Origin of the sequence: Streptomyces stelliscabiei (assembly GCF_014873495.1) — a bacterium.
Classification (GTDB): Bacteria; Actinomycetota; Actinomycetes; order Streptomycetales; family Streptomycetaceae; genus Streptomyces; species Streptomyces bottropensis.
On sequence record NZ_JADBGF010000001.1, the window covers coordinates 3130287 to 3153391 of the forward strand.

The 23105-nt window shown below is 71.5% G+C and carries 21 protein-coding genes and 2 pseudogenes; 21 read left to right on the plus strand and 2 right to left on the minus strand.

The window, feature by feature from the left end; genetic code table 11:
• The first annotated feature begins 10 nt into the window (after positions 1 to 10).
• The 9 genes from H4687_RS13645 to H4687_RS13685 all read left to right on the plus strand — a co-directional run bounded on the left by H4687_RS13645 (position 11) and on the right by H4687_RS13685 (position 9029).
• Complete coding sequence (locus H4687_RS13645; RefSeq protein ID WP_046913950.1) at positions 11 to 1402, plus strand: SCO6881 family protein; 1392 nt, start codon at positions 11 to 13, stop codon at positions 1400 to 1402.
• A gap of 139 nt (positions 1403 to 1541) precedes the next feature.
• The gene (locus tag H4687_RS13650; RefSeq protein ID WP_046913949.1) at positions 1542 to 3014 is read left to right on the plus strand and encodes an SCO6880 family protein; all 1473 of its coding nucleotides are present in this window, start codon (positions 1542 to 1544) and stop codon (positions 3012 to 3014) included.
• A gap of 34 nt (positions 3015 to 3048) precedes the next feature.
• Complete coding sequence (locus tag H4687_RS13655; protein ID WP_046913948.1) at positions 3049 to 3501, plus strand: DUF6238 family protein; 453 nt, start codon at positions 3049 to 3051, stop codon at positions 3499 to 3501.
• Between the two features lie 27 nt (positions 3502 to 3528).
• Positions 3529 to 5100, plus strand: a complete 1572-nt coding sequence (locus H4687_RS13660; RefSeq protein WP_046913947.1) for a P-loop NTPase family protein — start codon at positions 3529 to 3531, stop codon at positions 5098 to 5100.
• Entirely contained in the window at positions 5097 to 5618 is a 522-nt protein-coding gene (locus H4687_RS13665; RefSeq protein WP_046913946.1) for a hypothetical protein, read from the plus strand. Before H4687_RS13660 ends, H4687_RS13665 begins: the two co-directional genes overlap by 4 nt.
• 29 nt (positions 5619 to 5647) lie before the next feature.
• Complete coding sequence (locus tag H4687_RS13670; RefSeq protein WP_046913945.1) at positions 5648 to 6346, plus strand: hypothetical protein; 699 nt, start codon at positions 5648 to 5650, stop codon at positions 6344 to 6346.
• Positions 6347 to 6487: 141 nt separating this feature from the next.
• Entirely contained in the window at positions 6488 to 7633 is a 1146-nt protein-coding gene (locus tag H4687_RS46345; protein WP_225966676.1) for a hypothetical protein, read from the plus strand.
• A 99-nt stretch (positions 7634 to 7732) separates the two neighbouring features.
• Positions 7733 to 8503, plus strand: coding sequence for a hypothetical protein (locus H4687_RS13680; protein WP_050398456.1), 771 nt, complete (start codon positions 7733 to 7735; stop codon positions 8501 to 8503).
• Positions 8504 to 8531: 28 nt separating this feature from the next.
• The gene (locus H4687_RS13685; protein ID WP_046918459.1) at positions 8532 to 9029 is read left to right on the plus strand and encodes a hypothetical protein; all 498 of its coding nucleotides are present in this window, start codon (positions 8532 to 8534) and stop codon (positions 9027 to 9029) included.
• Between the two features lie 352 nt (positions 9030 to 9381).
• On the opposite strand, the gene H4687_RS48020 is transcribed toward H4687_RS13685, so the two are convergent.
• Together H4687_RS48020 and H4687_RS13695 are read right to left on the minus strand one after the other, a co-directional pair.
• Positions 9382 to 12129 carry a tetratricopeptide repeat protein gene (locus H4687_RS48020; RefSeq protein WP_050398455.1) on the minus strand — a complete coding sequence of 916 codons (2748 nt, stop codon included), beginning with the start codon at positions 12127 to 12129 and terminating at the stop codon, positions 9382 to 9384.
• A gap of 62 nt (positions 12130 to 12191) precedes the next feature.
• On the minus strand, positions 12192 to 12656 hold the full coding sequence (locus H4687_RS13695) for a hypothetical protein (RefSeq protein WP_159392196.1): 465 nt from the start codon (positions 12654 to 12656) through the stop codon (positions 12192 to 12194).
• A 322-nt stretch (positions 12657 to 12978) separates the two neighbouring features.
• Here H4687_RS13695 and H4687_RS46355 point away from each other — a divergent pair, with 322 nt between their 5' ends.
• The 12 genes and pseudogenes from H4687_RS46355 (at position 12979) to H4687_RS13750 (ending at position 23090) form a co-directional block, all read left to right on the plus strand.
• Complete coding sequence (locus tag H4687_RS46355) at positions 12979 to 14256, plus strand: hypothetical protein (RefSeq protein WP_225966677.1); 1278 nt, start codon at positions 12979 to 12981, stop codon at positions 14254 to 14256.
• Positions 14257 to 14454: 198 nt separating this feature from the next.
• Positions 14455 to 15132 (plus strand): hypothetical protein, encoded by a 678-nt coding sequence (locus H4687_RS13705; protein WP_046915976.1) that lies wholly within the window; start codon positions 14455 to 14457, stop codon positions 15130 to 15132.
• Between the two features lie 105 nt (positions 15133 to 15237).
• Complete coding sequence (locus tag H4687_RS13710) at positions 15238 to 17025, plus strand: type IV secretory system conjugative DNA transfer family protein (RefSeq protein WP_046915975.1); 1788 nt, start codon at positions 15238 to 15240, stop codon at positions 17023 to 17025.
• Between the two features lie 149 nt (positions 17026 to 17174).
• A complete protein-coding gene (locus H4687_RS13715; protein ID WP_046915974.1) occupies positions 17175 to 17420 on the plus strand; it encodes a hypothetical protein in 246 nt (81 codons plus the stop codon).
• Positions 17417 to 18586 carry a DnaB-like helicase N-terminal domain-containing protein gene (locus H4687_RS13720; RefSeq protein ID WP_046915973.1) on the plus strand — a complete coding sequence of 390 codons (1170 nt, stop codon included), beginning with the start codon at positions 17417 to 17419 and terminating at the stop codon, positions 18584 to 18586. The genes H4687_RS13715 and H4687_RS13720 overlap by 4 nt, the downstream gene beginning before the upstream one ends.
• A gap of 55 nt (positions 18587 to 18641) precedes the next feature.
• A complete protein-coding gene (locus H4687_RS13725) occupies positions 18642 to 19226 on the plus strand; it encodes a hypothetical protein (protein ID WP_046915972.1) in 585 nt (194 codons plus the stop codon).
• A gap of 22 nt (positions 19227 to 19248) precedes the next feature.
• Positions 19249 to 19407, plus strand: a pseudogene (locus H4687_RS47485) (DNA cytosine methyltransferase); the annotation flags it as partial.
• 118 nt (positions 19408 to 19525) lie between these two features.
• Complete coding sequence (locus tag H4687_RS13730) at positions 19526 to 20425, plus strand: DNA cytosine methyltransferase (protein WP_233443440.1); 900 nt, start codon at positions 19526 to 19528, stop codon at positions 20423 to 20425.
• A gap of 153 nt (positions 20426 to 20578) precedes the next feature.
• Positions 20579 to 21175, plus strand: coding sequence for a DUF4913 domain-containing protein (locus H4687_RS13735; RefSeq protein ID WP_046915971.1), 597 nt, complete (start codon positions 20579 to 20581; stop codon positions 21173 to 21175).
• On the plus strand, positions 21172 to 21939 hold the full coding sequence (locus H4687_RS13740; protein ID WP_046915970.1) for a glycosyl hydrolase: 768 nt from the start codon (positions 21172 to 21174) through the stop codon (positions 21937 to 21939). The genes H4687_RS13735 and H4687_RS13740 overlap by 4 nt, the downstream gene beginning before the upstream one ends.
• Positions 21936 to 22425 (plus strand): annotated as a pseudogene (locus H4687_RS13745) (hypothetical protein). The gene H4687_RS13740 and the pseudogene H4687_RS13745 overlap by 4 nt, the downstream one beginning before the upstream one ends.
• Positions 22422 to 23090 carry a hypothetical protein gene (locus H4687_RS13750; RefSeq protein WP_046915968.1) on the plus strand — a complete coding sequence of 223 codons (669 nt, stop codon included), beginning with the start codon at positions 22422 to 22424 and terminating at the stop codon, positions 23088 to 23090. The pseudogene H4687_RS13745 and the gene H4687_RS13750 overlap by 4 nt, the downstream one beginning before the upstream one ends.
• The last annotated feature ends 15 nt before the right edge of the window (positions 23091 to 23105 follow it).

The following is a 23105-nucleotide window of genomic DNA, read 5'->3' on the forward strand; positions in this document are numbered from 1 at the left end:
AGGTATCGCCATGGGAGTCTGCGACTTTCCGCTGATGGACAAGGTCTGCGGCGCCGTCGACTTCGCCACCAACCCCGCCGGGACCGTCACCGACGGCATCGGGGCCTGGATCGCGAAGTCAGCGGGTGAGCTGGCCGCCAGTGCGGCCGATCTCGCTGCCCGGGCCGTCAACGCGACCACTGCCATCGATCTCAACGCCGGTTGGTTCCGGGACAACTACGAGCTGCTGTTGCCCATCGGTCTCGCATTGACCGTCGGCACGTTCTGCATCCAGTTGATGCTCGCGGCCTGGCGACGGGACGAACGCGCACTCGCCCAAGCCGCGATCGGCACGATGACCGGCGTCCTCTTCTCCTTCTGCGCCGTAGCCTTCACCTCCGTCGCCATCACGGTGGTCGACGCCCTGTCCGACGGCCTGTTCCAAGCGGCCAACACCTCGGTGGACGACGCGATCCGCCGCGTCATCAAGGTCAACCAGTTGGGGCCCATGTACGCCCTCGGCTGGACCATCCCAGCCCTGGTCGCCTTCGGCTGCGCGATCGGCGCGTTCATGTACTGGGGCGTGATGGTCGCCCGCAAGGTCGGCGTCCTGATCATGGTCGCCCTCGCCGTCTTCGCCGGAGCCGGTGGTGGCTGGGAGGTCGCCAAGCGCTGGCGGCGGGGGTGGATCGAGGCAACGGCCACCCTGGTCGTGTCAAAACTGCTGATGACCGTGGTCTTCCTGATCGGCGTCTCGGCCATGGGCAAGTCCGACGCCACGGACGGCATGGCCGCCCTCTCCGACGCGATGGCCGGCATCGTCGTGATGGTCCTGGTCCTGCTCTGCCCGTACGCCACCTACAAGTTCGTCCACTGGGCGAGTGACGGCGGCGGACACGACGACCTGCACCGTACCGGCGTCGCCGGCATGGCGGTCACCGCAGGCGCGGCGAGGACCGCGGGCAGCCTCGCGATGCAGGCCAGCACCGGCACTCCCGCTCCGCAGGGGCCGAGCAAGGTCCCCGGCGCGGGCAGCGACGGTGTCGCCTCCGGCATCAACCCCACCGGCGGAAACCTGAGCGCGGAGGGCATCGACGCCGGACCTCCGAAGCCGCAGACCCGCTTCCGGTACGGCGAGGACCCGAACGCCTCCGGCGACAAGGGCCGCGCCCTGATCCAGCGCCCCGGCATCCCCGCGCTGATCACACGGCCTGCCGACAGCGAAGCAGGAGGCTCCGAGGGCGCTCCCTCCGCCCCTCAGCCCGCTGGCGCGTCGATTCCGGGCAGCAGCTTGACCCGCGTAGGTGCCGTTCCGCCCTCTGGTCCCGCCGCACCACCGCCGCCCTCCGCCGGTCCGTCAGCGACCGGCTCCCCGACTCCGACGAACTGGGTCTACCCCGACCATCCGCCGTCCGGGTCCTGACCCACCACCACCGAGGGGGCGGGCTGCTTCCCTCCAGCCCGCCCCCTCCCTCGACCACACGGGTGGAGTCCTGCGATGACCTCGAGAAGAGCGCCACGCCTCCGCCCCTGCCCGCCCGCTCCCACTGTCTGGAACCGCCATGTCTGACAACCGCCAGGCCGAAGCCACCACGGCCACCGTGAAGTTCCCGCACCGCAGCAGGCGCGGCATCCTGCTCGGCCTCACCGCCCCGCAACTGATCGTCGTGAGCCTCACCGGCCTTCTCCTGCTCGCCGTGATCCTCGCCCGTGGCGTGGTCGGCGCTCTCGAACTCATCCCGCTGTGGGCCGCCATCGCCGTGCTCGTCTTCGTCCGCCACCGAGGCCGGGCCCTGGCCGACTGGGCGCCGATCGTCACCCGGTACGCGCTCCGCCGGCTGCGGGGCCAGTTGATCTGGCTCGTTCGACCCTCCCGCCGCCCGGTCCGCGAAGGACTCCTCCATCTGCCCGGTACCGCCGCCAGCCTGCGCGTGGTAACCGCACCCGACCGCCGGTACGGCGCGGTCCACGACCCCCACACCGGCACGCTGACTGCCGTCGTCAAGGTGTCCTCCCGCGCCTATGCGCTGCTCGACCCGGGCACCCAGAACGCCAACGTCAGCGGCTGGGGCCGTGCCCTCGCTGCACTGGCCCGCACCGGCCAGGTCGCCCGGATCCAGGTGATCGAGCGCACCGTGCCGGACTCCGGCGACGCCCTTCGCCGGTACTGGGAGGAGCACGGCCGGCCCGATGCCCCGGTGGCCGGCCAGGTCTACAGCGAGCTGATCCAGAGCGCGGGCCCGGCCGCGGCTCCGCACGAGGCGTACGTCGCGGTCTCGCTGGACGCCAAGGCCGCGCGACGCCTGATCAACCAGGCCGGTGGTGGTCTGACCGGGTCCTTCAGCGTCTTGGCGCAGTTGACCTCGACCTTCGACCAAGCCGCGCGCACCGCCGGGCTCAACCCCACCGGCTGGCTCACCGCCCGCGAGATCGCGGCAGTCGTACGAACGGCGTACGACCCCAAGGCCCTTTCCGCACTGGACCGTTGGTCCTCCTCCGGGCGCCCCGAGGCCGACGCAGCCGCGGCCGGCCCGGTCCTGGTCGTCGAGAAGTCGGACCACATCGCGACCGACTCCGCCGTCCACTGCACGTACTGGGTGGAAAACTGGCCCCGCACCGAGACGTCGGCGGGCTTCCTGCACCAGCTGCTGTTCGCCGCCGGGGTGCGGCGGACCCTGTCGCTGTCGTACGAGCCGAAGGGGCTGGACGCCGCCCTGCGTGATGTCCAGCGCAGGAAGGCCAGTGTGATCGCGGACGCCGCCGAGCGGGCGCGGCGTGGCCAGGTCGACTCCGAGGCGGACTCCATCGAGTACCAGGACATCAAGTCCCGGGAGAGGCAGCTCATCGCGGGCCACGCGGACGTCGCCCTGACCGGCCTACTGACCGTCTCGGCCGACTCCGAGGAGGAGCTTCGTTCCGCCTGCGCGGTCGTGGAGACTGCGGCGGTCGGCGCGCAGCTCGACCTCCGGCCGCTCACCTGGCAGCAGGCCGAGGCGTTCACCGTCGCCGCCGTGCCGCTCGCCCTCGCCGTCTGATGTCGGCCCTCCTCCCCTCCGAAAGAGCACCGCCATGTCCCGCACCGCCAGCCCGACCGCGCAGGACTTCGTGCCCTTCGCCACCGCCGCGCTCGACTTCCACCGAGCGCTCAACGTGCCAGGCGGTCCTCTCGTCACCACCCGCGCCGAACTGGACGCCCTGCACGCCCACCTCGTCTCGCTGCACGGCCTGCTCGATGCCCACGCCGCCCGCACGGGCCAGCTCGTGCCGATCGAGGGCGACCAGCTCAGCGCCGCCCGCACCCGGATCTGGCAGGCCGCCGACCATGTCCACGCCGCCTACCACGCGGCCCCCCGGCCCGGTTCCGGTGAGGTCCCCGACCGCGAAGCGTGCCAGGCCGGCCTGCCAGAAGGCGCACCGGAGCTGACCATCTGCCAGCGCCACCAGCGCACCGCGCACCTGGTCCGACGCCGTACCACCCCGGCCGACCTCCACGCTCCGTTCACCGGTCTCGTCCGCCACTGACCCTGCCTTCCGTCTGGAGAATCGTTCATGCCCCGTACTCGCGCCAGCGCCTCCCCCTTGTTCGTTCCCCGCAAGTCGTCGCGGGCCGAGCAGCGCGCCGCCCGCGCCGGTTTCGCCGAGGCCCGGCGCCAGGCCCGCCTCGCAGGGACCCCGCCCAAGCGCCGCGACGAGGAGAGCCTCGCCCCGGAGCTGCGGCCGGCCTATCCGCCGTCCGGACGCCCGGGCTCCTCCTCGGCACGCGGTGGCAGGCTCCGCCTGCCCGCCCACCGGATGACCACCGCCACGGTGTCCGGGGCATATCCCTTCCTCGCCGAGGGTGGCCTGGGCGCGGAGGGCATCTTCATCGGCCGCGACGTCCACGCGGAGGCCGCGTTCTGCTACGACCCGTTCTCGCTGTACAGCAGCGGCCGGGTCGAGGGCTTCACCAACCCCAACGCGGTCCTGGCCGGGATCATCGGCATGGGCAAGTCCGCGCTGGCCAAGTCCATCGCGACCCGGGCGATCGCCCATGGTTACCGGGTCTACGTGCCCTGCGACCCCAAGGGCGAGTGGACGGCCGTCGCGCAGGCTCTCGGCGGCTACAGCATCGCGCTGGGACCGGGGCTCCCGGGCAGGCTGAACCCCCTGGATGCTCCGGCCCGGCCCGCCTCGGTGAGCGAGGACGACTGGTCGACCGAGGTCCGCAAGCGCCGTCTCCTGCTCCTGGCCAGCCTCGCGCGCACCGTGCTGAAGCGCGATCTCCAGCCGATGGAACACACGGCCCTCGATCTCGCGCTGGACCTGGTCGTCACCAAGGACGAGGCCAGCGGCACCGTGCCCCTGCTCGGCGAGATCGCGCACACCCTCGGCGCGCCCGAGCGCCTCGACCGGGCTCTCGGCGACCAGGCCGGGCGCATGAGCGCCGCAGCGCAGGACCTCGCGCATGCCCTGCGCCGTCTGGTCCACGGCGACTTGAGCGGCATGTTCGACGCGCCCTCGACCGTGACCTTCGACCCGACCACCCCGATGCTGTCCATCGACCTCTCCCGCCTCGGCGGCTCGGGCGACGACACCGCGCTGGTCCTCGCGATGACCTGCGCGAGCGCCTGGATGGAGTCCGCGCTCTCCGACCCGGACGGCGGCCGACGCTGGGTGATCTACGACGAGGCATGGCGCGTGATGAGGCACGTCGGCCTGCTGGAGCGCATGCAGAGCCAGTGGAAGCTCAGCCGAGGGCTCGGCATCGCCAACCTGATGGTCATCCACCGCCTCAGTGATTTGTTGAGCGCGGGCGACGCCGGCTCACGCGGCCGGGTGCTGGCCGAGGGCCTCCTCGCCGACTGCTCCACCCGCATCATCTACCGTCAGGAGCCCGACCAGCTCGCCGCCGCCGCGTCACTGCTCGGCCTCACCGGCATCGAAACCCAGGCCGTGTCCGCCCTGACCAAGGGCCGGGGCCTATGGAAAGTCGCAGGTCGGAGCTTCATCACCCAGCACATCCTGCATCCGGCCGAGCGCGAACTGTTCGACACGGACGCCCGGATGCATGCAGACCCCCGCGCGTTCACCGCAACTGACGAGTCCTCAGTTCCTGGATCGAGCAGGGAGGCCCGGCAGTGAGCCCCCGTGAGGTCTCGGGTTCCCGGTCCGGGCTCGCCCCCGGTCTCCGGCTCGGTGCGGTCGAGAACTCCGCCCCGCTCCAGCGCCACCCGACGACCGGCCCGGCCACGAGTCCGGACAGCGACTCACCGGCAACTGACGGGAACGACCGCCTCGCCGCAGCCCGGACCGAGGAGTTCACCGACCTGTTCCGCGAGGCCGTCACGGAGGACTTCGGCGCGGTGGCCCGCCTGCACCAGATACTCGAAACCGCCTCCGAGTGGTGCCGTACCCACGGTGCCCGAAGCAGCGCGTCCGAGTTGGACGCCATCGCCTCCCGGTTGACCGACCTCGGCGAGGAGCTGCATCTCGTCGCGGAGAACGTCGACCACGAGATCCACTCCCGGGCGCACCAAGCGGCAGCAGCAGCCCGTCTCTCGCCAGCGGCGTCGGCCCGGGGAACCTCCCCCGGCCAGCAGAGCGACGCCCCCGCTCCGGTCCCACCATTCGTCACGCGCTCGCTGCCGCGTTCGCGGTGAGGCACCCCGTACAGAAATGAGTAGCGATCATGCCCACCTCTCCCGACTCCTCCGCCACCCCTGACTGCCGGCCGCAAGATGCCGGCGAGCCGGCGGCATGGCGGGCACGTGTCCAGGCCCTGGCCTCCGCCGCCGACGGCATCAGGAAGGCTTCGGACCAGTGGGACGCGGTCTCCGACTCGTACTGCGACGAGGACGGCTGGCCCGTCGATGAAACCGGCTACGCCGACGGCAAGGTGGCCCGGGACGCCGCCGCCTGGGAGCACGTCGAGACCTTCCTGGCCCACGGCCCCGAAGTCCTCGCCAGTGTCCGGGCCGCCGCGCAACCGGCCGACTACGTGGACGGCCCGATCAGCGCCGACCTGCTGCGCCTGCAGGGAATCGACTCCGTACTGGAGCGAGCGGGCGAGATCCGCCGCGAGTGGGATCAGGTCATCGCGCTCATGGAGGGGTCCATGCCCGGGTCGCGGGAGCTCTACGAGCAACGAGCCCGCGAGATCCGCAACTCCGAAGGCTGGCACTACGCCGACGAACTCAGCTACGGCGGAGCGGCGTTGGCCAGGGCTGCCGATCACCTGACCGACCGGATCGGCGATGACCAGTCCGCGCACACCGGGCGTGTCCAGGCGGCCCTGGCCCGATCCGCCTCCGGCCAGCACGGTGCCTCTGCCGCTTCGCCGCCCGCCTCGGAGACGCCCGACCCCCCTGCCGTGCGCCGCTCGCGCTGAAGCCTCTAGCACCGACCTCCCGCGAGGCCAAACCATCCGATCGCCGGATCCTCGACGAACGCCACCACCCCTGCAGTCCCCCGCCCGGCTGCGGCTTCCCGCCGTCGACTGCTGGGGACGACCGGCTACGGAGAAGCCCACATGCGCCCCGATCAGACCATGGTCACCTTCCAACGCGAGGGCACACACGTCACTGCGCGCACCAGCGAACCCTTCATCCCGGAAGTCGCCGCTGGCACGTCGGAGCGTGAGCACCAGTACAGCCACTTGACCACGCCGCTTCGGCAGCGCGGCCTGGCCTGCACCGTCGAGTACGGCCTCAGTGACTACATCGTCCACGCCGAACTTCCCGACGGCAGCTCGCTGATCATCTCTCCGCCCCAGGAACCGCCCACCGACCACCCGCCGGGGTATCCGGAGAGCTGGTTGGTGACGCGCGGGCATCCCGACGACTCCACGCTCCACGAAGTGATCTACGACTCGGAGCTCGACGGTCCCCACGCCCGGCACGGCAGCAGCGTCCCCCGCCTGCTCGCCGCCATCGACACGCGTCTGGACCAGCTCGGCCTGCCACCCCGACCGAAATCCCAGCGAATCGCTCAGGAGAGCGCTGCCGACGCGGTGCTCCACCGTGCGGGCTTCGTCCCCGTCGTCCGGTTCCGCGAGCGCTTCCACCGACTACCCTCCGCCATGACCGAACTGGTCGAGCAACGACAAATGGTGACCCGGGCCTTCGACATGCTGCAGGCCGAGGGCTTCGACGTCTCGTGCGACCCCGACCTGCTCGACCCCAGCCGGCCGCCCCCTGGCAATCACGGGCTCAGCCTCGGCGACCGGCTCGGCCACCTGACCCAATCCATCCAGTCGGCGGCACATACGAGCGAGGCCGTCGCCGCACTGAGCGAGCTGACCGCTCCCGATGACGGCGTTCTCCAGCGCGTCGTCGAGTCCCTCAACACGACGGCCGACTGGTGGGAGGGCCTGGGTGCACCCGCCGATCCCCACTACGCGAACCGCCTGCGCTACATCACCAAGAAACTCGACTCCTACGCGCTCGAAATTCGGTCCATGCGCGGCGACCTGGCCGACCGGCACACCGACCACCCCGACAGGGTCCAGGCCCGGGTGGACCGAGTCGCCCTGGAGGAACAGGCGGCGCCCCGAGTCGCCGCCGCTCTCGCGGTCTCGCCGACCGCACGGCGCACGACCCCAGCCGCGCTGCCGTCAGCTTCAGCCGTACGTCCCGCCCTGCCTCCCGCCCGACCCTCGTCCGCACCCGGTCGCTGACCGCCGCCCACCTCGGAGAGCCCGTCATGTCCCGCACCAGCAGAACCATCCCCGCCCTCGACCGCCCCTCTTCCCGTGCCCGCACCGGATGGATCCGCCATGCCCACCCCCGAGCGCGTCCCGCTTCCCGACGTCGCGGTCGGCCGCCACCCCGACTTCGGCATCGTCGCCTCCAGTCCCAAGCGACTGGCCGCAAGGACCTGGATGTTGAAGGGATTCGACTTCCACCCCGTCCTCGATCACCCCAACCTGTACGCGCTGGCCAACCAGCAGCGTGATGGGCAGGACCGCGCCACACGGGCCGTCGCGCTGCTGCGCAAGGCCGGCTACCGGGTTGATGTGGACTCCGCGTTCGACCCCTCGCTGGTCTCCGGACCAGCGCCCGCCCGCGACCGGCACCCGCGCATTGAGCCGGACGTCGCGTTCGCCGAGCATCCGCAGCTCGGCGTGGTCGCCGCCACAGCCGACGGTGCCCCCCTCGGCGGCCAGCTCCTCGAAGAACACGGTTGGCGGCATAACGCGAACCTGGACATCTACACGCTGCCGATCACCACCGACCGTGGCCAGGCACTCGGCAAGGTAGCTCAGGCCACCGTGGCGATGCACCGCGCCGACCTCCAGGTAGCCGTACAGCCCGCCCTCGTCCGGGACATCACCGCGCACCGCCCGCCCGCACCGTCTGCGGCAGCGCGCCATGAACGCAGCCCAGACATCGCCCCCCGCAAGTTCCCCGTCATGAACGCCGCCGCGCTCGCCGCCAGTCCCGCCCACGCCGGCCTGCCCGGCAAACCTCCGGTCCCCACGCCCGCCGCCTCCGTCCCGGCTTCCCGCCCGGTGGACCCGCGCGTGGCGTTCTCCCGCACCCGCTGACACCCAACACCCGTAAGGAAAAGCTCCCATGGCCGTGAAAACCATCTGGCACATCGACTTCTTGTGCGGGCACAGCGTCGCCCGTGACCTGTCCGACCGGGCAGCCGACCGTCGCGCGAGCTTTGCCGAGTGGCTCGCCAAGCAGGAGTGCACCGATTGCTGGCGGGCCGCGAAGGAGGGCGACGAGCAGGACAAGGCCGCCTGGCTGGAGGCCAAGCGCGCCGAGGAGCAGGCCGAGTCCGATGCCTGGTCGGAGCAGTACCGGATGCCGCCCCTCGAAGGCCGCGAGCGCGCCGTCCCGTGGGGCGTGCGCTGCCGCCACCAGATCCTGGCTGCCGCCTACACCACTCTGGTCCTCGAAGGCGAGACCAGCGAGGCGGAGTGGGAGGAGATCGAGGCGACGGCTCGCACTATCACCCGCGCAGGGTGGTGGATCGACCAGCGCTCCTCCGAGCCCGGCGACCTGACCGACCTGCTCCAGGCGGCCACCGTAGCCGACCGGCCCACCGAGAACCCTCACTTCTGACCGCCCGGTGCCCCGCCCCGGCGGGGCACCGGCTCCCTCTCCTTGCCAGTGATGCTGGATACCCCATGCCCGAGCGCCCCCTGCGCTGCGACGTGCGGCGCACCGAGAGCACCACCGACCTGCTCGCCGACCTCCACCGCAGCGAGCCCGGCCTCGCCCCCTATCTACTCACCGCCTGGTCAGCGGAGTTGACCGCCCGGGACATCATCGTCCTTGCTTGTTATGTCAGCAGACACCGTGTCCCACGCAGGTCGTGTCGCTTTACAGCAGGCTTGAGTACCTCTGCCGTGTCGCACTACGGCTGGGGAGTGCCGCCTGATCGGTCGCGGGCGACGGAGCGGCTCAGGCGAGGTCAAGGCTGCTCGGGCTCGCCGCCGTTGCGTTCGGCGATGGCGCTGGCGAGGTTGTTGCGGGAGACCAGAGTGTCGGGGTGGTCCTCGCCCAGCACCCGCACCCGGTCGGCCAGAGTCTGCACGTACAACTCGATCGCCCGGCCCCGGTCCCCCGCCGACTCGTAGGCATAGGCCAAGTTGTTGCGGGAGGCCAGCGTGTCGGGGTGGTCCTCGCCCAGCACCCGCACCCGGTCGGCCAGAGTCTGCACGTACAACTCGATCGCCCGGCCCCGGTCCCCCGCCGACTCGTAGACGCCGGCGAGGTTGTTGCGGGAGGCCAGCGTGTCGGGGTGGTCCTCGCCCAGCACCCGCAGGGAGTCGGCGAGGGTCTGCTCGAACAGCGGGACGGCGCAGCCGAGGTCCCCCGTCGTGTAGTAGGCGGTGGCGAGGTTGTTGCGGGAGGCCAGCGTGCCGGGGTGGTCCTCGCCCACCACCCGCACCCGGTCCTTCAAAGTCTGCTCGTACAACTCGATCGCCCGGCCCAGGTCCCCCACCGACTTGTAGGCGGTGGCGAGGTTGTTGCGGGAGGCCAGCGTGTCGGGGTGGTCCTCGCCCAGCACCCGCACCCGGTCGGCGAGGGACTGCTCGAACAGCGGGATGGACCGGCCCAAATCCCCCGCCGTGTAGCAGGCGTAGGCGAGGTTGTTGCGGGAGGCCAGGGTGTCGGGGTGGTCCTCCCCCAGCACCCGCAGCATGTCGGTCAGGGTCTGCTCGTACAACTCGATCGCCCGGCCCAGACCCCCCGCCGACTGGTAGGCGTAGGCGAGGTTGTTGCGGGAGGCCAGCGTGTGTGGGTGGTCTTCGCCCATCACCCGCACCCGGTCGGCGAGGGTCTGCTCGTACAACTCGATCGCCCGGCCCAGGTCCCCCGCCGACTCGTAGGCGCTGGCGAGGTTGTTGCGGGAGGCCAGCGTGTGTGGGTGGTCTTCGCCCAGCACCCGCACCATGTCGGTCAGGGTCTGCTCGTACAACTCGATCGCCCGGCTCAGATCTCCCATTGTGTAGTAGGCGCCGGCGAGGTTGTTGCGGGAGACCAGAGTGTCGGGGTGGTCCTCGCCCAGCACCCGCACCCGGTCGGCCAGGATCTGCTCGTACAACTCGATCGCCCGGCCCAGGTCCCCCGCCGACTCGTAGGCGCTGGCGAGGTTGTTGCGGGAGGCCAGGGTGCCGGAGTGGTCCTCGCCCAGCACCCGCACCCGGTCCTTCAAAGTCTGCTCGTACAACTCGATCGCCCGGCCCAGCTCCCCCACCGACTTGTAGGCGTAGGCGAGGTTGTTGCGCGAGGCCAGCGTGTGTGGGTGGTCTTCGCCCAGCACCCGCACCCGGTCGGCCAGGGCGCGTTGGAGGTGGCTGGTAGCGCGGCTGAGCTGGCCCTGGTTATGCAGGAGGAGCCCGGCACGGCTGAGGATCTCTGCGGTGGTGTCGGTGTCGGTGTCGGTGGGTGCGTGGTCTGCCAGGGCGTCGATGTGGGGGAGGAGGGTGCGCCAGGTGGGCCAGGTATCGGGGGTGTCCCATGCGGCAGGTAGAGCGGTGTGAAGGTGGGTAGTGGCGTGGGTGCGGGCCTGGTCGACGAGGTGGGGGGTGCGGTGGGTGTCGTCGGGGTCGGAGGTGCGGGCGAGTGCCTGGACGAGCCGGTGGACGGCCAGGGTGCCGGCGGCGGGGTCGGGGGTGATCATGCTGTAGGCGGTCAGTAGACCGATCGCCTTGCTCCGCGCGGGCGGGTTGACGGAGGCACCGGCCAGGGCGGCGGGGATTTCGTCGGAGGCGTACCAGGCCAGGGTGCGCAGCAGGTCGGCGGCTGCGGGCTGGAGGGCGGTAATGCGGTCCAGGGTGATGTTCCAGATCCGGGCGATGGTGCGCTCCACCGGGGTGGTGACCGCGCCGTCGCGGTACATGACCGCCGGGTACTGGGCAAGCAGGTCCAGGTAGGAGCGGGGCGTGGTGAGCAGGTCCTGCGCGAGGTAGGCCGCTGCCTGGTCGATGGCCAGGGGGAGGTGGCCGAGTTCAGCGCACAGTTCGGCGGCGCCGTCCATGTCCCGGGGGCCGGTGGTCGTGGCGATGCTGGTGAGCAGGGCCAGGGATTCGGCCTCATCCAAGACGTCTAGGCGTAGCACGGTGGGGATGCCGTGCCAGGGGGTGGCGAGGCGGCTGGTGATGAGGAAGCGTCCTTGGGGCTGGGCGCGGGCCAGGAGCGGGGCGATGTCGGCGGGGTCGTTGACGTTGTCCAGAATCAGCAGCCAGCCGGTGTGGGTGGACAGCCACTGGAGGGCACGCTCGGCCAATGCCTCCGGCGGGAGTGCATTGGTCAGAGACGTTTCCAGGGCGGCGGCCAGAGCTACCAGGCCCTCCTGGACGGCGGTGGGACTGTCGGCGGTGATCCATCGGCGCGGGGTACAGCCGTGGGGGCTCGTTGCGGCCCAGTGGTTGGCCAGGGTGCTCTTGCCGATTCCGCCCAGTCCGTGCACCGCCTGCACCACCACCTTGCCCGGAGCGGCCAGTGCCCCATCCAACCGGTCCAGTTCGGCCGTGCGCCCGATGAACAGCCCCGGCCGCACCGGCAGGTTGTCCAGCCCGGCCGGAGCCGAGACCTGGGCAGGCGGCCGCAGTGCCTCGGGCGGCAGGGACACCACCCGGGAGTGGTCCCCGGTCAGCACGGGGGCGTAGTTGTTGCCCTCGATGGCGACGGCCCTCTTGGCGCTCGCCTCCACCCGTGGGCCAGGCTCGGTGGCGGGTGGTTCCGGTTGCGTCCCGGCCCGCCGCAACGGCCACCTCACGGGTGGGCACCGCCAGACTGGTCGCCGGTGGACTGCGGGCCGGAGTTGGTTCCGCCGATGGCGATCGCACGGTTCCCGGATGCGGCCACCGTGTCCGGGGCCGGTGGTAGCGGGGCGGGGTGCGGTCCGGCAGAGGGCTGAGCGGGTGCGGGCGGGGTGGGTGCGGTGTCGCCGGTGGAGATGGTGGCCCGGTTGTCGCCGCCGATGGCGACGGCGCGCTCGGCCGTGGCCCGGACCGAGCGGCCGGAGGTCCCGGTCGCCGGGGCCCGGGTGGCGAAGCCGTGGCCCCACAAGACCGCCAGCGAGCCCAGCACCGCGCCCAGCGCGGAGGCCAGCGACCAGCGGATCGCGGGATCCTTCAGCAGTGGTGGCAGCACCACCTCACCGCACAGCCATGCCGGCACGGCGAAGGCCGCGGCCGTCGCCAACCCCGCCACTGCCCACCTGAGGTTCCGTCCCATGCCGCCCCCGACCATGCCGACCGTCTGTGTCCATCACCACGATGGCAGCAGTACCCCGCCCTTGATCAGCCTTTGCATATATAGGCCGAGAAAGAGGAGAAGAGGACATTAAGGCCGCTCACGGCGGCGGGCCCACAGGGGCCGGTATCCGGCAGGTTCGAGCGCGGACTTCGCCTACTACCAGGGCCTCGACGAGCCACAGTGACCTGGGGCGTCTATCACCCATCTCCGGCCGGGCCAAATCGCGGATTCTACGGATCCTCTCTCCCTGACGGCCGGCCACCCGGGCTCCCGTTCGCCACTCCCCTTCGAGGTAGACGCCGTGATCGCCCACCTGCAGCGCGCCAGCCACACCGCCGGTCTGCTCACGTATCTGTACGGGCCGGGCGAGCGCGGCAACCACGCCAACCCCCGTCTGATCGCCAGGGACGGCCACGGCGCCCCCATCGAGATGCTCGCCCAACCCGACGCCCTGCCGTATCTTGCCCACTCCCTCGACGCACCCGTCGAGCGCCTCGGGGCCCGCGCGCCCGAGCGGCCGGTGTGGGTCTGCTCGGTCCGCTCCGATCCTCGGCACCCCGACCTGACCGACTCGCAGTGGGCCAACGTTGCCCGCCTGGTTGTGGCGGCCACCGGGATCGCCCCGGACGGCGACCCGGACGCCTGCCGGTGGATCGCCCTGCGCAACCAGCCCCACCGGGTCTACGTCGTGGCCACCCTCGCCCGCGAGGACGGCAGCCTCCACAACGCCTACCGCGACGCCTTCCGCCTGCAAACCGAGTGCCACCGTATCGCCGCCGAACTCGGCCACCTGCCCCCTGCCCCACGCCCAACACCCCGCACCCAGGAGACCCACGTGCCTGCCCCCTACATCACCATCAACATCGAGCCCAGCGGCAGCGTCTCGGCGAAGGGCGCCAGTGACGACTTGTCCGCCACGCTCCTCAAGCACGCCGGTTTCCAGCAGATCGAGGACTGGTACGGCCGCCGCCACCGCCTTCCGACCACCACCCTGGCCGCTGACCGAGCTGCCATCGCCACCCACGCAGCCGAGATGCTCCGCGCCGCCCGGTACAGCGTCGACCTGGACCCCGACCTCGACACCAGCCGGTTGACCACCCCGGCCAACCCTCTCGGGCTCTACATCGCCGGAGCCGAAGTCCTGCGGCTGACCGACCAGATCAGGGCCGCCGAGAACGGTGCCGGCCTTGCGCAGGCGGTCGATCACCTCCTTCATCCCGAGCACGGCCTCCTGGAACGCGTCCGGGAAGCGCTGGAGATGGCAGGCGAGCAGATCACCGACCTCGACGACGAGGCGTATGCGCTCGCCGACCGGTTCGGCTTCGCAGCGGAGTTCGTCAGCGCAGCGCAATCAGAACTCATTGAAGCGGGACACGAATTGCACCGTGTCGGCGACTCGCAGCAGGACCACGCCGAGGCGCAGACGCAGTCCTCCGCTCTGCCTGACTCCCGAAGCGCAGCTCTCGCCACGTCGCCCGCAGCGGACAAGGCCAAGGCGTCTTCGGCGCTCGGCACTCCGTCTCCGGGGGTCGGTACAGCCCCACGTCCGCCGCAGGTCCCCAGTCCTCGGACCCGGTGATCCCGATGCTCTCCTCCCGTACTCCCTCCGTCGGGCTGGCGCGCACCTACCTCATGCGGACCACCGACGCTCTGGCCAGCTCGTCCGCCATCAGACCGGCCAAGGGCCGAGGGGTCTATCCATCCAGGTGGGGAGCACGCAGTGCGCGTGCTCCCCACCTGGATGGCACCGATCCAGCACCACGACCGAGGAGGAACAGTGCCCGAGTCCTACCCGAGCATCGGCGAGGCCGTCGCCGCCGCGATGCAGCACAACATCCGGCTGGCCTACGACGACCCGCTGCCCGTATCTGACACCCCACTGCGGGTCCGCTCTCTGCCGCACCCGTCTGCCGACCCGCACTCCATCCCCGGGATGATCGCCCGTCTCACGGAGACGGCAACGCCCAGCGAGGTTGCCGGATTGATCGAGGAGGTCAACAGCGCCCTGGTCGGGGCCCTCCCGCAACTGACCGAACTCGTAGCTGCGGCTGCCGACTGGACCCAGGCACGCCTGACCTTCGAGAACCCGCACCACAACCCGACCTTCGATACGTGGACACGGCTGGCCGCCGCCACCCGCCTGTTGCGGGACGTCCAGGAGGAGCTGAAGGTCGCCGAGGACATGATCGCCACGTGTCCTACGGAACTCAGCGACCCCAAGTACCGCGACGAGGTGCCTGTCCTGCAGACCAGGGAACTGCTCAGCGACGTCCTCGGCAGCAACGCGGTCGCAGACACCAAACCGTCCGCCGCCCAGAACCCGGGAGCAGACCGGCAGCGAGCCGCCCGCGCCTCCTCCCCGCACGCTGCCACCCGGCGGGCCACGCCCTCCGCCGACGCGATGTCCGAACCACCGGCCACCGCGCCGCCGCCCCGGTCGCCGCGCACCCGATGACCTCGATCATCGACCCCTCCCCCGAACAGGAGCTGCCCTGATGACCAGCAGAAGAGCGCCGCGCGCCCCGCCCCGTCTTGTCCGCTCTCCCTCCTTGGATCCGCCATGCCCGCCCCGCGTAGCAGCGCGCCCTCGACCACCACCGGGTCCGACGCGCTCCTCTACCTCCTGTTCGGCGTCCTCAGCGCCACTATCGCCTTCGGCTCCCTCGCCTGGCTGACCGGCAACCTCACCAACTCCCTCGTCGGCGTCGGCCCCTGGGTGCCGTTCAAGGCCACCGACGCGCTGCTGCACCCCGACGTGCTGTGGCCGCATCTGAGCCCCACCGCCCTGCTGGTCGGCGCGCGACTCGTCCCCAGCCTGCTATCCGTCTGCCTCATCATCACCGGCCTCGTCCTGTGGCTGCGGCTGCGCGGCGGCGCGAGGAACGGCCTCGCCCGCAAGCAGGATCTCGCCCCGCTGCTAGACAAGGAGATCACCGCCAAGGCGAGGAGCCTGCGGCCGAGCCTGTCCGATCTCAAGGCGAAGGAGGTCGCTCCCGCCGACCGCGGGATCCTCGTCGGCACGCTCTCCCCGGGCCGGGCCGAGGTCCGCGCCTCCTGGGAGGACGTGATCGTCGCGATCATGGCCCCGCGTTCCGGCAAGACGTCCGGGCTGGCGATCCCCGCGATCCTCGCCGCTCCCGGCCCGGTACTGCTGACCTCGAACAAGGCGGCGAACGATGCCTTCACCGCGACGGTGGACGCCCGCGCCAGGGTCGGCACGATCTGGACACTCGACCCGCAGCAGATCGCCCACCATCCGCGCGAGATGTGGTGGGACATCCTGGCCGACGCCCGCGACCTGGCCGGGGCGAAACGTTTGGCTGGGCACTTCGTCGCCGCTTCGGTGGACGAGTCGAACGGCTCCGACTTCTGGTCCACCGCCGCATCGAACACTCTCGGTGCGCTGTTCCTGGCCGCCGCCAGCCATCGGCGCCCGATCACCGATGTCCTGGCCTGGCTCGCCTCCCCTGCTGACCGCACTCCGGTGGACCTGCTCACCGACGCCGGCCACGACGCGGTCGCCGCCCAGCTCCAGGGCACCGTCAGCGGGGCCACGGAAACGCGGGACGGCATCTATGAGACGGCGCGGCAGTACGCCAGCTGCCTGCTCGACCCGGACGTCGCCGCCTGGGTCACCCCCAGCAAGCACCTTCCCGAGTTCAAGCCCTCCGCGTTCGCCACCTCCCGGGACACGTTGTACCTGCTCAGCAAGGACGGCGGCGGCTCGGCCTCGGCGATCATCGCGGCAGCGGCCGATGCGGTGATGCGCGCGGCCGTGGTGGTCGCCGAGCGCTCCGGCGGGCGGCTCGACCCACCTGCCCTGTGTGTCCTCGACGAGGCCGCCAACGTCTGCAAAATTTCCGATCTCCCCGACCTGTACAGCCACTTGGGCTCACGGGGTGTGATCCCGATGACGATCCTGCAGTCCTACCGGCAGGGTCAGCGGTGCTGGGGCGAGGCAGGCATGGACGCCCTCTGGTCCGCCGCGACCATCAAGATCATCGGAAGTGGCATCGACGACGCTGACTTCGCCGACCGTCTGAGCAGGCAGGTCGGTGACCACGACGTGCAGACGACGTCGGTGTCGACCAGCGACAGCGGCAAGTCCACCTCGGTGAGCATGCGCACCGAGCGGGTCCTGCCCCCCGACGCGATCCGCGCGCTCCCGAAGGGCAAGGCGCTGCTGCTCGCCACCGGTATCCGGGTGGCGATGCTCGACCTGCGGCCTTGGTACAAGGAGCCCTCCGCCAAGGTGGTGGGTCCGGCCTCGGCCCGCGCGACGAAGACCATCACCGAGCGAGCCCTCGCCAAGTCCCTGGGCCACGACGACTTCGGGCTGTCGGCATGAGCGCTTCGACGCGCTGTGGGACGCCGAACTGGAGAACGGCGAGCCGGACGGGCTGCCCGCCCTGGTCCTGCCGCTCAGGCGCCCCCGTCCAGGCCGATGTCGACCTCACGGCCTGACGCTCCCCCCTCTACCTGTTCAGGAGCCCCCTCGTGTCCTCGCGCACTCCATCCTCCCCTCTGGCGCGCTCCGAACGCCTCGCCCGGTCACCGGTCGTCCGGCGTGGCGGCCAGTGGTGGCTGGTCACCGGTTCCGGCTCGATCCTCGCCACCGATCCGACGTTCACCGGCGAGCTGGACCGCTTCGCCGCCGCGATGGCCGCCGCGGACCAGGCCATCGCCAATCTCCGCTCCCAGCAGGACGATCCACCGACTTCCCACCCCGGGCGGCAGCGATGAATCCGCTGCTGAGTGTCGAGCAGGCGGTGCTCGGCTCGGTGCTGCTCGACCCCGGCCAGCTCACGCACCTCGACTGGCTCGCGCCGGATCACTTCTACCGGCCGGTCCACCAGGCGCTGTTCGCCGCCCTGCGCAAGCTCCGGACCGACGGCCACCCCGCCCTGGCGACCAAGGAACCCGTGCCGCTGTCCTGGGTGACCGATGCGGTCGACGAGGCCAGCCACCACGTCCGGGGGCTGACCGCGGCATACGCCCACATCCTCATCTCGGCCTGCCCGCGTCCCAAGCACGCCCCGGTGTACGGCCGGATGGTGCTGGAAGGAGCGATCCACCGCAGCGTGACCGAGCACGCGATCCGCCTCCACCAGGCAGCCCGTGCCGACGCCCTCCAGGGCCAGGTGGAGGGAGCCCTGCACCATGCGGACGTCCTGGCCGGGGTACTCGGCGACCTCGCGCGCCGCTGGGGGTCCGAACCGAGCCCGGTCGCCCCGGCCACGCCGCCCTCCACAGCACTCGTCGCGCCGCCGCCGGTCCGGGCGGACCAGGTCGCCGAGGACGAGCAGTTCCTGCTGGCGGTCCTGGTCGAGCGGCCGAAGGCGATGGACGAGGTCGTCGGCTGGCTGCGACCAGGCGACTTCGCCGATCCCGCCCACGGCCAGCTCTACCGCTGCGTAGGAGCGCTGCACCACCGCGGCGAACCCATCGACCGGATAACCGTGCTGTGGGAAGCCCAGCGGCGCGGTCTGCTCGCCGACGGCACGCTGACCACCGAACAGCTCACCGCCATCTGCGACGGCGTCGGCGCCGGCAGCGCCGAGTGGCTCGGCGAGCAGATCATGCGCTCCTCCGTCGCCAGTACGGCTGCTGCCTCCGCCCGCGCCATCCGCGCCCTGGCCGAGAACGAGACCCTGGCCCCCGGACGGCTCATCAGCCACGCCCTGCACGCGCTCGGGCCGCTCGACGACGTGCGCGCCCGCTGGCAGACCGCGAACGGCCACCCCGCTCCGGCGCCGCCCCCCGCGCCGTCGACCGAGGGGCCCCCGACTGCGCAGGTCCACGCCGCCCTCGCCCGCAGCACAGCGCGACCGGCCGCACAGCCCTCGGAATGCCCAGGCCCTGCCTCCACGCCATCAGCCGCACGACCGCCCTCGCGCACCCACGGCTGAACCGTCCTCACCCACCAACCCAGCCCATCCGACCGTCCCCACCTTGGAGCGCCCCGTGAACAACACCCCACTCTCCGACGCCCTGGCCTTGCGCGCCACGGCCTCCGCCTTCGACGCCCAGCGCGGCAAGCTGCCGGTGCCGGGAGATACCCACCGCTCACCCGATGTCATCGCCGTCGCACGCCAGATCTCCGACCTCGGAAAGCTGGTCACCGATCTGGGCGACGAGGTCCTCTTCCGTGCCGCCGACCAGGACCATGCGCCCCACACCGCTCGGGTGATCACCAGCTTCGCCGCCGCCGTCGAGCCCGCAGGCGAAGCGGCTTCCGCCCTGGGAGCGGTGGCCCACCAGCTCGCCTTCCTGAACCAGACCGAGAGTCTGCGCGACCAGCCCGACGCCAGGGATGCCCGGGAGGCAGCAGTACGGGTGATGGAGGAAGCACTCGCCACCGCTGGCGCGGCACTGCACGACGGGGCCAATTCCCTGTACGCCGCATCGGCAACGGTCTCTCCCCCGTCCACGCGGCTCCAGGCTGCCCGCAGCCGGTCCGCGACCACCGCGCGTTCTTCGGGTTCGCCGCCGCCCAACGTCGCCACGGCGGTGGCAGCCCCCTCGGACCGAATCGCACGTGGCCGGTGACATGGAACCCACCACCGCACGAATGCCGTTGATCGGCTCGCTCTGCTCGGGTTACGGCGGTCTGGACCTCGGGGTCCAGACCGCGCTCGGCGGCACCGTGGCCTGGCACGCCGAGATCAACCCCGACGCCGCGCGCATCCTGGCCCGGCACTGGCCCGGCGTGCCCAACCTGCGGGACATCACCTCCGTCGACTGGGCCAATGTGCCTCGGGTGTGCGTCCTGACGGCCGGTTTCCCCTGTCAAAGACGTCTCCGTCGCCGGCCGCCGGGCCGGACTCAACCCCCACACCCGCTCGGGGCTGTGGCTGCACGTCGCCCGTGCGGTCGAAGCCCTCCGCCCCTGCTTGGTGGTGATCGAGAATGTCCGAGGTCTCCTCACCTCGCCCGCCGGTTCCCCTGGCGACGTGGAATTCTGCCCGTGGTGTCTGGGAGACGACCCAACCCAGCCTCCTGTGCGGGCACTTGGTGCCGTACTCGGCTCCCTGGCCGATCTCCGGTACGACGCGAAGTGGCTCGTGCTTCGTGCCTCCGACGTCGGAGCCCCCCATCGTCGCGAGCGCACCTTCCTCGCCGCCTGGCCCGCCGAGCACCCTGCTCAAGACCCCGACGAGCAACATCGGCAAGAACGGCGGCTCCCAGCACCCGTCGAAGAGGAAGAGCGGCGGCCACGGCCCGAACCTGGCCGACGAGGTGGAGTGGCTGCTGCCCACGCCAAAGGCGTCGGACGGGATCAAGGGCTCGCCGAACCAGCGGCACGGCAACGGGGACATGACACTGCCGAGCGCGGCAGCGTCGCTGCTGCCCACCCCAAGGGCGAGCGACACCGGCACCCCGGGCCGCCGTCCGGGCAAGGGCTGGCGCCCGCCCCTGTCGGCGGTGGTCCTGCCGCTGTGGGCGGAGGCGGCCCCGGAAGCGGAGGGACCGACGGGCGATGGGGAGCGTACGCCTCCGCCATCGCCCGATGGGAGAACCTCACCCGCCCCGCGCCGGCGCCCACCGACGCCGCCGGACGCCTGCGCGCCGACTTCGTGGAGTGGATGCAGGGCCTGCCTCCTGGCTGGGTGACCGCCACTCCGGGACTCGGCCGACCGGCTCAGCTCACCGCACTCGGCAACGGCGTGATCCCCCAACAGGCCACCCGAGCCGTGCGGTTGCTGGCACCTCCCTTCCCAGGCTGCCCCCGCTGCACCGCGCCGTAGCGCCCCACTACCCGGTTTCCCCGGCCGCGCCAAATCGCGGAATCTCCGCATCCTCCTGCCCATGCCGACCTGCGAAGGGAGCACCGCCGTGACCTCCAGAAGAGCGCGCCGCACGTCGCCCCTGCCCGGCTCGCTCACTCCCTTGGATCCGCTATGTCAGACCCCAGCAAGGCCACCCCCGAGCTCGAGCCGTTCCGCGTTCCCGACGGCGACCTCGACGATCTCGCCAGCACCCTCGCCAAGACCATGGCGGAGGTACGCCAGCACGGCGTCATCCTCGACCGCCTCGGCTCCGAGCCCGTCTCCACCCCTCAGCCCACCGCGGACACCTCCACCGCAGGCGCTGCCGGTGCCGACAAGGCCGCCGCCCCGGCCTCGGTGTTCATCCTCGCCCTGGGCGGCGAGACGTACGCCGTCGAGCTGACCGCGCTCAGCGACTGGGTGAACCACCTGTTCCTGCCCGTCTACGGACGGGAGATCAGCACTACCCGCCCGTGGTGCGACCAGTGGCACGAGCACCCCGAGGCCGTTGCCCGGCTGCACGCGCTCTGGCTCGCGTGGCAGCAGCTCACCGACGCCGAGGCCGGCCTCACCGGTCCCTCGACGTGGCACCGCGACCACCTCGACCAGGCCCTGGTTCATCTCCGTGCTCCCGACGGCCCCTTCGCCGCATGCACGACGAGCCCGACTCGGCCCAACCACCGCGTGCTGGCCACCCCGGCGCCCGAGCTGACGGGAGCCACCCTGTGATCGCCGAACCCGACTTCCGCCTCGCCGACTTCGAGCCTGCCGACGCCGCCTCCGAACTCGCCGAGAGCAGCGTCTGGGCCGGAGACCTGACCGTGCTGGCCGAGCACCACACCACCCCGGAGGGGACGCACAGCTACCTCGTCGCCCACGACAGGTCGATGCCCTGGGGCGTCCCCGGTGATCCGGCGCTCGTTGCCATCAAGATCACGCGGGACCTGCGCGAGCGCACGTTCACCTTCGAGACCGCGAACCACGCCAGCCTGGCGTTCGCCCAGAACTGGCTGATCGAGCATGGCTGCCCACCCGAGCAGATCGCCCAGGCCAAGGGGGACTCCCTGAAGCCCGCCGACGATCTCACCCTCTGGATCGAGCAGCAGATCCGGGAGTCAGGCACTCGTTACAAGGTCCTCGACAGCTGGACCTCGGACTACGCCCCGTCCGAGACCTGGACGCTGACCCGTGACTCCAGCGCCGCTCAGGCACCGATTCGTGTCTTCCTCGAAGAGGGGAACCCCGACGCCCACACGTACACGATGCGCGAGGGCGCCTTCGCCGACGAGGCCGCCGCCCGCCACTGGCTGGAAGACCGCAGCAGTCCGCTGCCGCAGCCCCCGGACTACCGCGGTGAGGCCGCCGCCCGGCTGACCCGCGCCGCCCTCACCCGATCATCGGGTGCCTCCGCGATCCCGAAAGCCGGCCTCGACACGGGCAACGCGCCGTCGGCAGGAACGGGTCAGCGCCCGACCCCCCGGAGGCCGATGTGAGCCGCGCCCGCTTCGCCTTCGCCGCCCCACCCGGACGCCATCGCGGACCTGCGACAACTCCCCGACGAAGTCCGCGACCTGGCACTGCTGGAACTGCAGAACCTGGTCCACGGCAGCGACGACTGCCTGCCGCTGACCGGCCGCCTCGCGGGCTTCCACAAGGTCTACGTCGACCCGGCCGTCTCCTACCGGATGGTCATCCAGTTCCGCCCGGCCCCACCCACCTCGACCCACAAACGCGAGATCTACCTCGTCGCGGCCGGTGCCCGGGAGGACTACGCGGTCTACCGCACGGCCCAGCTCCGCACCAACCGCACCGGCCCCAACCGGCACGAGGGCACCGACGCGGCGGCCGAGGCCCGAGTCCAGGCGGCCCGGTCCCGATCCCCCCACGCGATCGACCCGACCACGTCCCTCCCGGCCACCACACCGGCGGCAGCCAGCCCCGCCGCCCCGGCCGCCTCCCGAAAGGCCTCCATCCGATGACCGCCAACCGTGCGTCCCTCGACCGCACCGAACTGGCCGGGCTACTCACCGACGCCGCGCGGAGCGTCTCGGAGGTCCTCACGACCGAGTACCCCACCTCCGCCGGCCGCTCCTACCTGCATCCCGTCCTCGGCGCGCTGTCCGCCGGTCCCCGGGTGGTCCGCGAACTGAACGACCGGCTCGAAGAGTTCGTCGTCGAAGAGCCGCTGCCTTCCACCCCCGCCGGTCTGTTCACCCTGGCGTCCTACGCTTCCGCGCTCGGCTGGCTCACCGAGTCCCTCGCCGAGCTGACCGCCTCCGTGGACCAGATCTGCACGCGCGTCGGCATCCCGGCCGAGCCGCCGGACCCGGCCTTCGTCGCGCCCTCGCCAACGGACCAGGACGACGAGTTCGACTTCGCGTTCAGCGCGCTGGAGTTGGCCGCCATCCGCACAGCCGCCGAGGCTGCCGACCTCAGCCCCGGCGACTACGTCGAGGTGCTCTCGCGGTCCCTGCTCGCCGCCTCCCGGATCACCGACGCCTGCATGGAGATCTCCAGCGGCCTGCTCGAAGACGCCGCGTACGTCCTCGGCGAGGCAACCGATCACGTCCGAATCGGCGAGGGCCCCGACAGCCTGCCCACTCTGGTGCGCTCTCTGCTCGCCCGAATGGACGCTGCCGAATGAACCCCCACGACAGGG